The sequence below is a fragment of the Aceticella sp. 75b-Ac genome (assembly GCF_056032965.2).
In genome coordinates this window covers 1034413-1048934 of record NZ_CM190971.1, presented here as the reverse complement: position 1 = coordinate 1048934, position 14522 = coordinate 1034413, and the positions used below count along the sequence as shown (strand labels likewise).

General features: G+C 33.7%; 17 protein-coding genes, 1 tRNA gene and 1 pseudogene. 16 read left to right on the top strand and 3 right to left on the bottom strand.

Annotated features, from left to right (window positions below; translation table 11 throughout):
* Nucleotides 1–58: 58 nt before the first annotated feature.
* The 8 genes from AC0LWJ_RS05570 (at nucleotide 59) to AC0LWJ_RS05535 (ending at nucleotide 8706) form a co-directional block, all read left to right on the top strand.
* Complete coding sequence (locus AC0LWJ_RS05570; RefSeq protein WP_474239447.1) at nucleotides 59–1366, top strand: DUF512 domain-containing protein; 1308 nt, start codon at nucleotides 59–61, stop codon at nucleotides 1364–1366.
* Complete coding sequence (gene der / locus AC0LWJ_RS05565) at nucleotides 1326–2678, top strand: ribosome biogenesis GTPase Der (RefSeq protein ID WP_474239446.1); 1353 nt, start codon at nucleotides 1326–1328, stop codon at nucleotides 2676–2678. Before AC0LWJ_RS05570 ends, der begins: the two co-directional genes overlap by 41 nt.
* A 71-nt stretch (nucleotides 2679–2749) precedes the next feature.
* Nucleotides 2750–3406, top strand: a complete 657-nt coding sequence (locus AC0LWJ_RS05560) for an IS607 family transposase (protein ID WP_503031486.1) — start codon at nucleotides 2750–2752, stop codon at nucleotides 3404–3406.
* The gene (locus AC0LWJ_RS05555; RefSeq protein WP_503031484.1) at nucleotides 3378–5087 is read left to right on the top strand and encodes an SSO2105 N-terminal domain-containing protein; all 1710 of its coding nucleotides are present in this window, start codon (nucleotides 3378–3380) and stop codon (nucleotides 5085–5087) included. The genes AC0LWJ_RS05560 and AC0LWJ_RS05555 overlap by 29 nt, the downstream gene beginning before the upstream one ends.
* A 266-nt stretch (nucleotides 5088–5353) precedes the next feature.
* Nucleotides 5354–5950 (top strand): glycerol-3-phosphate 1-O-acyltransferase PlsY, encoded by a 597-nt coding sequence (gene plsY / locus AC0LWJ_RS05550; protein ID WP_474240061.1) that lies wholly within the window; start codon nucleotides 5354–5356, stop codon nucleotides 5948–5950.
* 39 nt (nucleotides 5951–5989) lie between these two features.
* On the top strand, nucleotides 5990–6982 hold the full coding sequence (locus tag AC0LWJ_RS05545; RefSeq protein ID WP_474240063.1) for an NAD(P)H-dependent glycerol-3-phosphate dehydrogenase: 993 nt from the start codon (nucleotides 5990–5992) through the stop codon (nucleotides 6980–6982).
* A gap of 115 nt (nucleotides 6983–7097) precedes the next feature.
* Nucleotides 7098–8576, top strand: coding sequence for a stage IV sporulation protein A (spoIVA, locus tag AC0LWJ_RS05540; RefSeq protein ID WP_474240065.1), 1479 nt, complete (start codon nucleotides 7098–7100; stop codon nucleotides 8574–8576).
* A gap of 54 nt (nucleotides 8577–8630) precedes the next feature.
* Nucleotides 8631–8706, top strand: a tRNA-Pro gene (locus AC0LWJ_RS05535).
* Nucleotides 8707–9037: 331 nt separating this feature from the next.
* Here AC0LWJ_RS05535 and AC0LWJ_RS05530 read toward each other — a convergent pair.
* Nucleotides 9038–9199: a hypothetical protein gene (locus AC0LWJ_RS05530; RefSeq protein ID WP_474240067.1), complete on the bottom strand. Its 162-nt coding sequence runs from the start codon at nucleotides 9197–9199 to the stop codon at nucleotides 9038–9040.
* A gap of 172 nt (nucleotides 9200–9371) precedes the next feature.
* Between AC0LWJ_RS05530 and AC0LWJ_RS05525 the strand changes: the two genes are divergently transcribed.
* Together AC0LWJ_RS05525 and AC0LWJ_RS05520 are read left to right on the top strand one after the other, a co-directional pair.
* Nucleotides 9372–10094 (top strand): phenylacetate--CoA ligase family protein, encoded by a 723-nt coding sequence (locus tag AC0LWJ_RS05525; protein ID WP_474240069.1) that lies wholly within the window; start codon nucleotides 9372–9374, stop codon nucleotides 10092–10094.
* A 123-nt stretch (nucleotides 10095–10217) separates the two neighbouring features.
* Nucleotides 10218–10346 carry a hypothetical protein gene (locus AC0LWJ_RS05520; protein WP_474240085.1) on the top strand — a complete coding sequence of 43 codons (129 nt, stop codon included), beginning with the start codon at nucleotides 10218–10220 and terminating at the stop codon, nucleotides 10344–10346.
* Nucleotides 10347–10352: 6 nt separating this feature from the next.
* On the opposite strand, the pseudogene AC0LWJ_RS05515 reads toward AC0LWJ_RS05520, so the two are convergent.
* Together AC0LWJ_RS05515 and AC0LWJ_RS05510 are read right to left on the bottom strand one after the other, a co-directional pair.
* A pseudogene (locus tag AC0LWJ_RS05515) lies at nucleotides 10353–10472 on the bottom strand (DUF503 family protein); the annotation flags it as partial.
* Between the two features lie 68 nt (nucleotides 10473–10540).
* The gene (locus tag AC0LWJ_RS05510) at nucleotides 10541–11119 is read right to left on the bottom strand and encodes a YdcF family protein (RefSeq protein WP_474240071.1); all 579 of its coding nucleotides are present in this window, start codon (nucleotides 11117–11119) and stop codon (nucleotides 10541–10543) included.
* 150 nt (nucleotides 11120–11269) lie between these two features.
* Here AC0LWJ_RS05510 and sigY point away from each other — a divergent pair, with 150 nt between their 5' ends.
* From sigY to AC0LWJ_RS05480, 6 genes are read left to right on the top strand one after another with little or no spacing between them, the layout of a single operon-like run.
* Nucleotides 11270–11800 carry an RNA polymerase sigma factor SigY gene (sigY, locus tag AC0LWJ_RS05505; RefSeq protein ID WP_474240073.1) on the top strand — a complete coding sequence of 177 codons (531 nt, stop codon included), beginning with the start codon at nucleotides 11270–11272 and terminating at the stop codon, nucleotides 11798–11800.
* Entirely contained in the window at nucleotides 11797–12213 is a 417-nt protein-coding gene (locus AC0LWJ_RS05500; protein ID WP_474240075.1) for a zf-HC2 domain-containing protein, read from the top strand. The genes sigY and AC0LWJ_RS05500 overlap by 4 nt, the downstream gene beginning before the upstream one ends.
* Before the next feature lie 4 nt (nucleotides 12214–12217).
* Nucleotides 12218–12559, top strand: coding sequence for a zinc ribbon domain-containing protein (locus AC0LWJ_RS05495; protein WP_474240077.1), 342 nt, complete (start codon nucleotides 12218–12220; stop codon nucleotides 12557–12559).
* An 18-nt stretch (nucleotides 12560–12577) separates the two neighbouring features.
* Nucleotides 12578–12784, top strand: coding sequence for a PLDc N-terminal domain-containing protein (locus tag AC0LWJ_RS05490; RefSeq protein ID WP_474240079.1), 207 nt, complete (start codon nucleotides 12578–12580; stop codon nucleotides 12782–12784).
* Nucleotide 12785: 1 nt separating this feature from the next.
* Complete coding sequence (locus AC0LWJ_RS05485) at nucleotides 12786–13712, top strand: ABC transporter ATP-binding protein (RefSeq protein ID WP_474240081.1); 927 nt, start codon at nucleotides 12786–12788, stop codon at nucleotides 13710–13712.
* Nucleotides 13699–14454, top strand: coding sequence for an ABC transporter permease (locus AC0LWJ_RS05480; protein ID WP_474240083.1), 756 nt, complete (start codon nucleotides 13699–13701; stop codon nucleotides 14452–14454). The genes AC0LWJ_RS05485 and AC0LWJ_RS05480 overlap by 14 nt, the downstream gene beginning before the upstream one ends.
* Nucleotides 14455–14522: the final 68 nt, after the last annotated feature.

Here is a 14522-nt window from a genome sequence, read left to right as displayed (position 1 = left end):
CGTATTTAATTTATTAATTCATAATTGTAAATAGGAGAATGTCATAGGAGGAAAATAAATGAAACCGCATATAGTAAAAGGCATTGTAAGAAACAGCATTGCGGATAACTTAGGAATAGAGCCAGGAGATGTTCTGATTACTATTAATGGAGAAAAGATTATTGATATTATAGATTATAAATTTTCAGAATCAGGGGATTTTATCAATGTATTGATACAGAAACATGATGGAGAAGAATATTTATTTGAGATAGAAAAGGACTATGATGAGGATTTGGGGCTTATATTTGAAAGTGGAATAATAGATAAACCGAAGCATTGTAATAATAAATGTATATTTTGTTTTATAGATCAGCTTCCGGATAAAATGAGGGAATCTCTTTATTTTAAAGATGATGATTATCGCTTTTCTTTCCTGCAAGGTAATTTTATAACATTGACAAATATAAAGGAGCATGAGATAGAAAGAATTATAAAATACAGGCTTTCACCGATTTACGTATCAGTACATGCGACAGATGATGAAGTTAGGAAAAAAATATTAAATAATTCTAAAGCAGGCGGTATTTTAGATAAACTAAAAAGATTAACTTTATATGGGATTAAAGTACACTGTCAGATTGTTTTATGCCCAGGTATCAATGATGGTATGATACTTGATAAAAGTATAAAGGATTTATCGGATTTATACCCGGGGGTTAAATCGGTTGCTGTTGTTCCGGTAGGGCTTACTGATTATCGTGAAGGACTTTACAAATTAGAACCTTATAACCATGATGAGGCAGTAAAATTGATAGCACAGGTTTCAGAGTGGCAAAATAAATTGAAAGAAGAAAAAGGTACATCCTTCGTTTTTATAGCAGATGAATTTTATGTACTTGCCAATAAAGAAATACCCGAATATAACCATTATGAAGGATTTCCACATCTTGAAAACGGTGTTGGTTTAATGGCATTATTTAAAAATCAATTTGATACTTATTTTAAAAATATAAAAACATTTAAAGTTAATTCCAATAAATATGTTGTAATAACTGGTATATCTGCATATGAATTTATTAAGGGATTCGCTGATAAATTAAATAAAATAGGTTTTAATATAGAGGTAAAGTCAATAAAAAATGACTTTTTCGGACATGGAATAACGGTTTCAGGTCTTGTAACAGGCGAAGATATAATTAATCAATTAAAAGGAAAGATCGATGGTAAAATATTGATTATACCGGAATGTATGTTAAAGGCTGGTACAGATATTTTCCTTGATGATATGACGGTTGCAGGATTAGAAAAACAGCTTAACGCACGTGTTATAATATCAGAAGTGAATGGAAAAAGTTTTATACAAAAGATTAATATGGGAAGGTGATAGCGTGTATCCAATGGTAGGTATAATAGGAAGACCAAATGTTGGTAAATCAACTCTTTTTAATAAAATTGTGGGGCAGAGAATATCAATTGTTGAAGATAAACCCGGTGTTACAAGGGATAGGATATATTCAAAAACAGAATGGCTGGGGAAAAATTTTATTCTAATAGATACAGGTGGATTAGAGCCAAAGTCTGACGATGAAATATTCAAGAAAATGCGTCTTCAGGTAGAAGCAGCAATAGATACGGTAGATTTAATACTTTTTGTAGTTGATGCAAAGGAAGGGTTAATTTCAAACGATGAGGAAGTTGCAGATATACTTCGGAGGTCTCGCAAAAAAGTTTTGCTTGTTTGCAATAAGATTGACAACTTTAAAGAAATGCCTGCCTCATATTATGATTTTATGAAACTGGGATTTGGAGAGCCAATACCTATATCTGCAGCAAATGGTCTTGGTATAGGGGATTTACTTGATGATGTAATAAAAAATTTGCCTGAGGAAAAAGAAGATTATTCAGATGATACGATTAAAATAGCAGTTATAGGCAAACCAAATGTTGGAAAATCATCATTGGTTAATAAAATATTAGGTGAGGAGAGGGTAATAGTAAGTGATATACCGGGTACTACAAGGGATGCCATAGATACCTTCTTTGAAAAGGATGGTACAAATTTTGTAATAATTGATACCGCAGGAATGAGAAAAAAGGGTAAAATATATGAATCTATTGAGCGTTATAGTGTTATAAGGGCGTTATCAGCTATAGAAAGGGCAGACATTTGCCTTTTAGTTATTGATGCAAAAGAAGGTCCAACAGAACAAGATACAAAAATAGCTGGATATGCATATGAAAATAATAAAGCAGTAATAATTATTGTGAACAAATGGGATTTAATTGAAAAAGATACAAATACTATTAATGAATATACGAGAATAATAAGAGAAAAATTTGCATTTATTAACTTTGCCCCTATACTTTTTATTTCTGTTAAAACAGGGCAAAGAGTAAATCGAATTCTTGAAGAAATAAAAAATGTATGGGAGCAATTTAATAAAAGGATCTCTACAGGTATTTTAAATAATACTGTAAATGAAGCCATACTAGTTAATCCACCTCCGGCAAAGAAGGGAAAGTTACTTAAAATATATTATATGACTCAGGTAAGTATAAAACCTCCAACATTTGCGGTATTTGTAAATGAACCGGAGCTTATGCATTTTTCGTATAAAAGGTTTCTTGAAAATAGTATAAGACAAAATTTTGGTTTTAGCGGTGTACCTATTAATATATTAATAAGAAAAAGATAAGGAGGTACGTAACAGCTACCTTATTTCCCACAAATCTTGACAAAACATAATAAATATAATATAATGAATATATGGAATTATTAACTATAAGCAAAGCAGCAAAGAAATTAGGCGTCCATCCCAACAGCCTGCGCAACTGGGAGAAGCAGGGTTTAATTAAGCCCATCCGTTTACCTAGTGGTCAGCGCCGGTACTCCATAGACGAACTCAACAGGCTTTTGCAGTCTGGACAGCTAAACACCGGGCAGGAAGACGTCGTTCTGTATGCTCGGGTGTCCACCAAAAAGCAGGCGGATGCCGGCAATTTAAACAGGCAACTGGAAAGGCTGAGGCAATATGCGATCGAGTCAAATTACCGTGTCGTTGCCGAGTTCACCGACGTAGCCAGTGGCTTAAATCAGAAGCGCCGCGGATTAACGAATGTACTTAAGCTGGCTGAGCGTGGTGAGTATAAGAAGCTCATTATCGAATATCCCGACCGGCTTGCCAGATTTGGGTATTTGTACATTGAACGGCACTTGCACTACTGCGGGGTAGAGATAATTGCCACAGCTGAGAAAGATTCGGAAGACACACAATCCGAGTTGGTCAGGGACTTATTGGCGATAATCACGTCTTTTTCAGCCAGGCTGTACGGCGCCAGGGGTGGTAAGAAGATAAGGCAGGGTTTCCGGGAACTGATAACGGGGGTGAAGTCAGATGAAGAAAGGGAAGAAGAACAAAAATAAATCATACAGTACAGACGGTGAAACAAGCTGCACCGTCTGCGGCGAATTTTTTCCGGAGGTCTATCCTGCCTTCCGTTCTCAAAAGTGGAGCCGCGGGATGGAGGACCCACTAAACACCGAGATGCGGTTGTTCTGCTCATGTACACGTTGGGCGTTCAACCGGCTGCAGGAAGATAAATCACGTGAAGAACTAAAAAAAGAAGGTCAGCAGGTATTTGGCTTAAATTCACGATGCTGTGATGACGCCATACTGAAAGGTAGAGCCATAATCGAATCACAAAAAGAACTTTTAAAGCTGGAAATAGAAGAAACAAAAACAAAATTAGCCCGTGCAAAGAAAAAACTCAGACAGGCAGAAAAAACCTTAGATAAAACTGTTGAAAAGAATGATCCAGAAAAGATCAAAAACATTAAGCACACCGTACACGGTCGCAAAGCCAGAGTGAAAAAACTATCTGACAAACTATCCGAACTGCTCTCTCACCAAGACAACAGCACCATACCAACAGTAGTTTTCGGAGGTCGTTCTTTGTGGAAGAAAGTGTGCAAAGGCAGGGTTTTGGCAGAAGAATGGCGTAAGGCACGTCAAGATAGGTTATATTCCCGTGGTGACAAGACCAAAGGCGGCAACCCGAACATCAAGATAAGCTTATCTCACGGAGAATTCTTTTTATCAGTGACCATTTCTCATCTGTCTGAGCAAAAAGGAATAGACATCAAAGACAGACCAATAATGACAAGGGCGCCCCGTGTAGAAGGAAGGCTCTGGCTGCCGGATAAATACCGTTCAAAGGTGTATGAGTTACTTTTATCCGGCGCACCCTATACTGTGGAACTTATCAAAGGCAAGGATGCTAAGTACAGGGTACATATCAGTTTCGTCTTAACACCACCTGATTTAGCAACCAATCCCAACTATGGATATTTAGGTATGGATACCAATCCTGACGGTATAGCACTTGCCAATGTCGGTTATACCGGTCAACCAGAACCATGGACAAAGAATTTTAACGTACCATACCCAAAAGCACTGCACAAGTTTGCTGGAGAGTTTCAGGTAACAGTGCATCCAAATGGTTTTCTTTATATCAAGATACCCGAACTGGCAGAAAGCCGTGGTTTCCGACGTACGTACTTAGTCGGTGTGTTAGCCAAGGTAGTAGTAGACATCGCTAAAGATTTACGTAAACCCATAGCCTTAGAAAATCTGGAATTTGGGAAAGACCATCTGGATACCAACAAAAAATTCAACCGCATGGCAGCCAATTTCCCTTTTAGAAAGATGGTTGAAGCTGTCATACGCAGGGCTTTCAAGGAAGGAGTAGGTATAAAGCAGGTCTGGCCGGCACACACGTCAACCATAGGTTACTGGAAGTACATGCAGAAGTATGGCATAATAATACACCATGCCGCAGCATTGGTAATAGCCCGTCGTGCAATAGGTTTCAAAGAGCGTATTACCAATGAATTAAAGCAGAAAATTCAAGTTTTTAAAGAGAAGCTGAATCAAAAGGCAAATTCCTTGCCTGGGGAAGGAAGAGGGATGACCCGAAAGGTGAAGCAGCTCTTCAAGAAACTGGACGAAAAGATTCTTACTTACAACGGTCTGACCCGTTTTAAACAGGAATCGTTTCAATCCGTCTGGTGCGACTTGAAGCATCTTGCTTTATCAAGTAGGTGACCCCGTTTAGCCGGAGTACGGAAACAACCGGCAGGTCGCATTTAGCAGATCGCGGGAGGCAGAGCAGTAGCCTCACTTAACGGTCAACGCAAGTTGCGCCCGTAAAGCGCCGTTCTCCCGTCCGGGTGGGACTCCCGGGACTAAGGTCTCCCTGTCACCCCAGGAAAAAATTTTCATGGAGGTGTAAAGCCTGGTCATGGGGAGGCCGGGTTTGCAAAAATTAATTATTATTAAGTATTGTAAACTTTTTTGAACCAGGAAAACAAGTGCTAAGGGTATTAGCTGTTGTTATTGCATATCTCATAGGCGGAATAAATAGTGCATATTTAATTATTAAATATGTTAAGAAAATCGATGTTAGAAATTATGGAAGTGGAAATGCCGGGGCAACAAATGTAATGAGAATTCTTGGGGTAAAAGCAGCTATTTTTGTATTTCTTCTTGATGTTTTAAAAGGTATAATTGCAGTATCCATTGGTAGATATCTATTTGGTGAAACTGGTGCTTTACTGTCAGGCATAGCTGTTGTTTGTGGGCATAATTGGCCGATATTTTTAAATTTTAAAGGAGGAAAGGGAATTGCAACAAGTCTGGGGGTTATTTTAATAATAAATCCATTATTTGGAATTTATTCTTTGATTGCTGCTATATTGGTTATAGCAATTACAAAATATGTATCATTAGGTTCAATTTTAGGCTCATTATTTTTTTTATTACTGAATTTGATATATTGGAAGTCATTTTCTATGTTTTTGTTTGCTTTAATTATGATGCTGCTTGCAGTATTCCAGCATAGGTCAAATATTAAGCGGTTATTTTCTGGAACAGAGTTAAAACTGGGGCAGAAAACAAGAGTTAAATAAGGTTAAATAAGGTTATTTATAAGAGCAGGAGGAATAGGTGTGGAAATTTTGATTTTAGGAGCTGGAAGCTGGGGAACTGCGATGGCAATACATCTTAATAACCTTGGTCACAAAATTACATTATGGACAAGAGATATAGAGCAAAGAAATTATATTTTAAAGACACGGTATAACAAAAAATATTTAGATGTTTTAATACCCTATAACATCGTTATAACAACAGATATAAAAGAAGCCGTTAAAAATAATAGCATCATTATTTTTGCGGTTCCTTCAGATGTAGTCAGAAATGTTGCTATAGATTTAAAAGGCATAATAGATAAAAAAACGATTATTGTTAATCTTGCTAAAGGGATAGAAACAACAAGTTTAAAAAGAATGTCAGAAGTAATAAATGAAATACTTGATAATACAGTTGTAGTTTTATCTGGTCCCAGCCATGCAGAGGAGGTATGCAGGCATATACCTACAGCATGTGTATTATCATCTAAAAATATTAATGCATGTGAATATATACAGGACATATTCATGAATGAAAATTTTAGACTTTATATTAACAAGGATATAATTGGAGTTGAGCTGGGTGGAGCTTTGAAAAATATAATTGCACTTGGGGCTGGTATTTCAGATGGTTTAGGTTTTGGAGACAATACAAAGGCTGCATTGATGACACGTGGACTTGCTGAAATATCAAGGCTTGGGGTTGCCCTTGGAGCAGATCCGTTGACATTTTTGGGGCTCTCAGGAATGGGAGATCTTATTGTAACATGCACCAGTATGTATTCAAGGAATAGAAGAGTTGGCATTAAAATAGGTCAAGGTAAATCACTTAAAGAAGCCTTGAAAGAAATAGGTATGGTCGTAGAAGGTGTTAAAACAACAGAATCAGCATATAAATTATCACAGATACATAATATAACGATGCCGATAACTAAAGAAATGTATTCAATATTGTTTGAAGGCAAAAATCCACATGATGCGGTTTACAATCTAATGACAAGAAGTAAAAAACACGAAATGGAATATGAATAAAATCTCCGGATGTCCGGAGATTTTATTCATATTTAGTGTTTTTTTTCATATATATGTAATGTTAAAGTATATAAAATACTAAATTTTAAGTATATAAAAAAGGGAGTGGAACAAGGTGGAAAACTATGATATTTATAGGGATATAGCTGAAAGAACGGAAGGCGACATATATATTGGCGTAGTTGGACCTGTTAGAACGGGAAAATCAACATTTATAAAGAGATTTATGGATATACTTGTATTGCCAAATATTGAAAATGAGCATCAAAAAGAAAGAGTGCTTGATGAACTGCCACAGAGTGCTGCAGGTAAAACCATAATGACAACAGAACCAAAGTTTGTACCTGAAAAGGCAGTAGAAATAGCAATAAATGAGAATACAACCTTCAGTGTTAGGCTTGTGGATTGCGTTGGATATATGGTAAAGGGTGCTATGGGATATCTTGAAGATGAAAAACCCAGGATGGTAACAACGCCATGGTATGATTATGAAATACCATTTGAAGAAGCTGCTGAAATCGGAACAAAAAAGGTAATAAATGACCATTCCACAATCGGGCTTGTAATTACAACAGACGGAAGTATTACAGAGATTCCAAGAGAAAATTATGTAGAAGCCGAAGAAAGGGTGGTAGGCGAACTGAAGGAAATAAACAAACCTTTTATAATTATCTTAAATACAATAAATAAAAATAATCCGGAAACACAAAAATTATGCAGAGAACTGGAAGAAAAATATGATGTTCCGGTTGTTTTAATGAATGTATTAAAAATGGAAATTACAGATATTCAAAAAATTCTTGAAAAGGTATTGTATGAATTTCCCATAAAGGAATTAAACATTGATTTTCCAAAATGGGTAGATGTTCTTGAAAATGACCATTGGTTAAAACAAAATATAATGGAAACAGTTAAGGAAAGTATAATTGAAATGTTTAAATTAAGAGATGTTTCAAAAACAGCAGAAGGACTCAAATCTAATGAGAATCTCGAAGATGTTGTTATTAAAAAAATAGATCCCGGAGAAGGGTATGCGGATTTAGAAATAAAGGCAAAAGAAGGTTTATTTTTCAAGATATTAAGTGACGAATGCGGATTAAATATTCAAGGAGATAAGGATTTAATGAGAATGATGAAGGAATTGTCTTATGCAAAATTTCAATATGACAGATTAAAGTATGCTTTAGAAGATGCTGATAAGACAGGTGTCGGTATTGTACCGGCAAGTATTGATAATATGGAATTTGAAAAACCAGAAATTATACGTCAAGGAGGGAGTTTTGCTGTAAGGTTGAGGGCATCTGCTCCATCACTTCATATATTTAGAACAGATATTACGACAGAGGTATCACCGATTGTTGGGACAGAGAAGCAAAGCGAGGATTTTGTAAAATATATTACGGAACAGTTTGAAAATGACCCTGATAAGATATGGGAATCTAATATATTTGGCAAATCATTAAGTGACCTTGTGAAAGAAGGAATGCAAAACAAGCTAAAAATGATACCTGAAAATGTGAGCCTTAAACTAAGGGACACGTTAGAACGAATAGTAAATGACGGAGGTGGCGGAATAATTTGCATTATTCTGTGAAAACTTGATTTTTTATTTAAGTTAGGATATAATATAATTGCCGTAAGGTTATATCTGGGTGTAGCGCAGTTGGTAGCGCGCCAGAATGGGGTTCTGGAGGTCGCTGGTTCAAATCCAGTCACTCAGACCATTGAAATTAAGTAACCGCAAGCTTTTGCGGGTTTTTGTTTGAATATAAAAATATTTACTTTTTATATTTTGCTAACATCCATTATTTTTATATTTTAATAGATCTTTGCCTTAATTACGTTTTCATTGGGAGCAATAAAAGTTCATTATCTACTTTTTGCAGGTTGTTTTTTATGTGAATTATTTTGTTAAAAAATCAATGTTATTCCATTTTAATTCCAAGATTTCACCTCTACTCATACCATAGTCCAATGCAAGTACGATTGGAAACTACATTATTTTAAATCGTGAATTAATTGTATAATTTAATAAAATAACAACTTGTTCAAGAGTTAATCCATTATCAGCAATTTTTTTCTTTTTTCTGGCGGTTTTACTCCATTGCAGGGATTTCTACTTATAATTTGCCAATCATTTACTGCTTTATTTAAAGCAATATTTAAAACGTCATAATAATGTTTAACTGTAAATGGTGATAATTTTTTATCTTTCATTTCCTAATGAACTGCCGTATACCGAATGGTACGTAAGGTGGTGTGAGAGGACGGTGAATAAAATAATTATTCAGCTCCTACTCGATTTAGCAAGATTTTGTAATTGAGATATAATATAATTGTCAAGGAAAAATAGGTTATAAAAGATGCTACTTTAAAGGAGAGATAAGCTATGATAAAGGTGATGATGGAAGGGTTTAAATTATATAACCATAATAAATGGCGTCGTGAAAAAATAATGGAATACAGCAGTAAGCATATGAAAGAAATGATAAAATACGCCTATACTTTCAGCAATTTTTATAAAACCCTCTATAAAGGTACAGGGATAAAATATGAAAAACTGGATAATATTTCTATTGGAGAATTGCCTGTGATAGATAAAGAAATGGTTAGAAATAATTTTTTTGACATAGTTACTGATTCTATCTCTCACAGAGAGATAGAAATGGCAATGAAAAATAGTGAATTAATGGTGAGGATAGGGAAATATATCCTTGTTCATACTTCCGGCAGCACAGGCAAGCCTTGCAATTTTCTGTATGATGTAGATGCTTTGGATATGATAGAAGCCAATATGGTTCGGAAAAATGGTGGTAAGGACTTTCTCCACCCTCTTTTTATTGATGACCTTGAAGTTGATGGAATAAAGGAATATCAATTTATTAAAACTAGTGATGAGAGTTTTATATTAAATTGTGTAAAATTGCCTCATACAAATGGAAATGTTGAAGAAGAAATTAAAAGACAACTTGACCAATTTTTGAGTAAAAAAAAGCTTAGAAATGTAAAATACAAAATACATTTCAAGGAGATGCTTCAGATTGATAAAAAAACTGGAAAAGTGAAAATGTTTATAGATATTACGACAAAAAATGATCGTTATTATTATTAGCCTCTGACTAAAGTGCATATAGCAATGGAATTGCCGCCAATTTCTTTTATAACTCTTAAGACAAATCCATGAAAAAATGCACTAAATGTCTCTATTGGTTGGTTACTGACGGGAGAAATGCCTTTGGAATTAAAAGAAAGCGAAGGAGAATATTCTGTAGATAAGAGTGAAGACCTCCTTTTAAAGGCAATAAAGGAACTTCCTACTGCTTTCAATGTATTCTATGATTTCCTCCACTATCTTGTTATTTAGAAGAACATCGCTTCCACATACAGTAAAACCTATCACAATAGACTTATGCGACTCTTGGTTTTCCACTTCTGAAATAGAGACATTGTAGTGACTCTTTACTCTTCCTATAATGCTCTTTGTGATCATACTTTTTTCCTTTAAAGAATGTACCCAGTTAGCTCTCAAGTAAAGCTTGCAATAAGATACAACCATCACTACCACCCCCTTATGTAGGTGCAAAAAAGTGCCGGCACTTCTCTTAAAAAACCATAAATCTCATCTCCAACATATTCTTTTACAAAAACTCCCGAAAAATTCGCATCAATTCCAATCCTCTTTGCTATTACGCTCGCTCTCTTTAAATGGGATTTATTTGAAACGATTATTGCAGTTTTTAATGAATTTTTCTCCATAATTTCCTTGGAAAAAAGTAAATTCTCATAGGTAGAAAAAGATTTATTGTCAAGCAAAATATTTTTAGAAGCGACCCTTTTTTCAAGAAGATATCTCTTTCCAGCCTCCGCTTCTGAAATGCTCTCTCCCGGCCCTTTCCCTCCAGAAATTATTATATAACGGCCATACCCTTCTTTATATAGCTTTAAAGCCTCTTCAAGTCTCTCCTTAAAAAATGGACTTGGCGTATTCCCGTACACTGCACATCCCAAAACTATTATCGCATCAGATTTTTTCGGTTTTTCTGTAGACCCAAAGGAAATTATCTGGTATGCCAATATTGCAATAATGCTAACCAATGCAAAAATTAAAACAACAACCAATTTTAGAAATCGACTCATTTAAAATACCTCCAAGACTTTGCACAACAATGAAAACCTAATACAATTATACACTATAAAAATTAATTTCCAAGGATTTATTTTTGATAGAATAAATCCGTGAACTTTTTTCTTTTTTTAGCGTTTAATTTAAGGAAAGGTGGGCAGGTGATGGAAGAGAAAGAATTGATATATAAAGCCAAAAATGGCAATAAACACGCTCTAAATGAACTCTTCTTACAAAACTATAATGCTTTACTGGGATATTGCATTAAAATGACAGGCAATCTCACACTTGCCCAAGATATTGCACAGGATACAATGCTTAAAGCTATTTTAAATATTAAAAAATTTGCCCCTGAAGCTAAATTCTCTACATGGCTTTTAAAAATTGCCACTAATACATTTAAAGATTATTTAAGAAAACATAAAAATGTTGAACTTGTTGAAGAAATATCTACAAATAATACGGAAAACATAGAAGAAACCTCTATCACAAACCTTCAATATAAGGAACTAATGAACATTTTAATGAAACTTCCTTATGAGAAAAGAGCAACTTTTATTTTAAAACACTATTATGGTTACAAATACGAAGAAATTGCACAAATACTAGATTGTCCTGTAGGAACGGTGCGTTCGCGTTTACACAATGCTATAAAAGAGATAATGAAGGAAATGGAAAGAAGGGATTTGCTGTGAAAAAAAAGTGTAAAGAAATACAAAACAAAATAATCGATATGCATTACGGTGAAATTGACGAAAATATAGAAATTATTTCACATATTGAAAATTGCAATGATTGCAATAGATTCAAAGAAAAATTAGAGCTGGCATTAGATTATATGAAAATTTTAGATACACAAGTTGACACCTCAGCCTTAGAAATAGACATTACAAAAATTATAGAAAAAGCTTATCAAATAGAAAATAAAAGAAAAGAAAAATTCGAACTCCTTATTTTCATTGCTGCATCAATAGTCTTTTTAATATCATCAGTCTTGTTTATAACAAACTTGGATATACGGATATACTTTTATCTACAAATATTCCTATACCTTAATTTGCCATTAATCTTAATACCTTTTTACAAATTAAAAACTCCAAGGAGATGATAAAATGTCAATATCCAAAAACACATTAATTTTTTTAATAATTGTAATACCCTTATTATTTCTTCAAGCTTTATGGATTTTTATGGATGCAAAAAAACGTGGTGAAAAATACTACTGGGCATGGGGACTTTTCGGACTTCTAAATATACCTTCCTCTTTAATCATATACCTTTTTGTAACGAGGTATGGACATTTCAAATGCCCTAATTATGGAAAAACAGTAAAAAATGATTACAAATTCTGCCCTTATTGCGGTGCTTCTTTAAAGAAAACATGCCCGAAATGTGGAACCGAAATAAAAGAGGATTGGACATACTGTCCCGAATGCTCAACAAAATTAAAATAATTTGAGGAGGGCAAAATCATGTTAAATAAATTAAGCAATCCTGAATTAATAAAACTCATTCTTCCTTTATTTATAATCCAATTGGGACTTACGGTATTTTCAATTTACAGACTTTCAAAAGACAAAGTTAAATATATCCCAAAATGGGCGTGGCTTTTAATTATAATCTTTGGAGAGATACTAGGTTGCATTATATTTTTAACTATAGGGAGGGAGAGAGAATAGCATGATAAAAGTTTTTAATCTAACAAAAAAATATGGAAATTATGAAGTTTTAAAGGGAATAAGTTTTGAAATTGAAAAAGGAACCATATACGGCTTATTAGGGCGTAATGGCGCTGGCAAAACTACCACAATGAATATTTTAACAGGACTCATTGATTATAATAGGGGCGAGATATACATCAATGGCAAAATATTAGACAAAAATAGAAGAAAACCACTTGAAGAAATAGGTTATTTGCCTGAAAGCCCTACCTTTTATACCTATATGACTGGAAGCGAATATCTTCTCTTTATAAGTAAAATAAGAGGTATTCCTTACAAAAAAGCTAAAAAAGAAATAGATAAACTCCTTGATATAGTTAAGTTAAAAGAAGCCGCTAATAAAAAAATACAAACTTATTCAAGAGGAATGAAACAAAAATTAGGACTTGCAGTAGCTCTTTTAGATAATCCTGAAATAATTTTTTTAGACGAACCAACATCCGCTTTAGATCCCGAAAGCAGATATGATATATTTAATCAAATTTTGGAAATGAAGAAAAATGGAAAGACGATTTTATTATCCACTCATATACTGAGCGATGCAGAAAGAGTCTGTGATTATATCGGTATACTCGATAAAGGTAAAATTATTTTTTCAGGAAAAATGAAAGAATTAAAACAAAAATATGCTCTACCCATATACGATATTGTCTTCGAAAATTTGCCTCATAACATCAAAGAAAAATTTAATAATGTAAAATGGATTGCTGACATTAAAATAAAAAATGATGCTGTAAGTATTTACATAAATGACATTGAATTAGCAAAAAAGAATATCCTTAGTGAACTAACAAAGCTTGATATACCTGTTATTTCACTACAGCAAAGAGAAAATACACTTGAAGATATATTTATAAGGATGGTGAAGCAAAATGAATACATTTAAAGCGTATTTAAAAAAAGAAATGCTAGAATCGTGGAGACAGTACAAGTATCTACTACTTTTTATTGGAGTTATTCTCTTTGCCATACTCGACCCCATACTCCTTAAATTGCTTCCAGAAATACTTAAAAGTAAAATAAACGGTGACTTGGCTTCTCTAACACAAATCGACATGAAATCTGCTGTACAAAATTACATGAAAGACTTAAACCAAATATCATTGTTAATAGTGCTTTTAACACTCATGGGAACTGTAAGTGATGAAATGTCTTCACAAAAATTGGTATTGCCTTATTCTAAAGGCGCCAACTTATCTTCTATAGTAATTGCGAAAATACTCCATTACGCAGTTACAATATCAATTTTTATAATATTCGGTTTTATCATAAATTATTATTATGCAGTTAAACTTTTTAGTGAAAACATCATAGCTTTTAAAAATGTATTGATATCAGCCGCATTAATTTCAATTTTTTACTTTTTCGTTATAATATTACTCATGTTTTTAAGCAGCATTTTCAAAAAGGGCATAATAGCCGTATTACTGGTATTAATGCTTCACGTAATATCGGCGTTATTAGTAAATATTGATAAAATAGCCAAGTTCATTCCTTATAACCTTCTATCACTTGCAAATTCTTTTACTACAGAAAATATATTAACCACAATTTTTTCTGTGTTGCTATATTGTATAATCCTTTCTTTACTGACAATTAAAAATTATAAAAACAACACTTTTGCTTAAAGATTCACCCCTTTTCCTTCTAGGAGTCCACTCGAAAATAACTTATCTGCCGGTTAAGAATTTTTATC

Coding starts and splice junctions, on each gene's coding strand:
- sigY (WP_474240073.1), top strand. CDS start 11,270: ATGGAAGAGAAAGAATTGATATATAAAGCCAAAAATGGCAATAAACAC.
- AC0LWJ_RS05490 (WP_474240079.1), top strand. CDS start 12,578: ATGTTAAATAAATTAAGCAATCCTGAATTAATAAAACTCATTCTTCCT.
- AC0LWJ_RS05495 (WP_474240077.1), top strand. CDS start 12,218: ATGTCAATATCCAAAAACACATTAATTTTTTTAATAATTGTAATACCC.
- AC0LWJ_RS05510 (WP_474240071.1), bottom strand. CDS start 11,119: ATGAGTCGATTTCTAAAATTGGTTGTTGTTTTAATTTTTGCATTGGTT.
- AC0LWJ_RS05560 (WP_503031486.1), top strand. CDS start 2,750: ATGGAATTATTAACTATAAGCAAAGCAGCAAAGAAATTAGGCGTCCAT.
- AC0LWJ_RS05480 (WP_474240083.1), top strand. CDS start 13,699: ATGAATACATTTAAAGCGTATTTAAAAAAAGAAATGCTAGAATCGTGG.
- AC0LWJ_RS05485 (WP_474240081.1), top strand. CDS start 12,786: ATGATAAAAGTTTTTAATCTAACAAAAAAATATGGAAATTATGAAGTT.
- AC0LWJ_RS05555 (WP_503031484.1), top strand. CDS start 3,378: ATGAAGAAAGGGAAGAAGAACAAAAATAAATCATACAGTACAGACGGT.
- AC0LWJ_RS05530 (WP_474240067.1), bottom strand. CDS start 9,199: ATGAAAGATAAAAAATTATCACCATTTACAGTTAAACATTATTATGAC.
- AC0LWJ_RS05570 (WP_474239447.1), top strand. CDS start 59: ATGAAACCGCATATAGTAAAAGGCATTGTAAGAAACAGCATTGCGGAT.
- AC0LWJ_RS05525 (WP_474240069.1), top strand. CDS start 9,372: ATGATAAAGGTGATGATGGAAGGGTTTAAATTATATAACCATAATAAA.
- der (WP_474239446.1), top strand. CDS start 1,326: ATGGAAAAAGTTTTATACAAAAGATTAATATGGGAAGGTGATAGCGTG.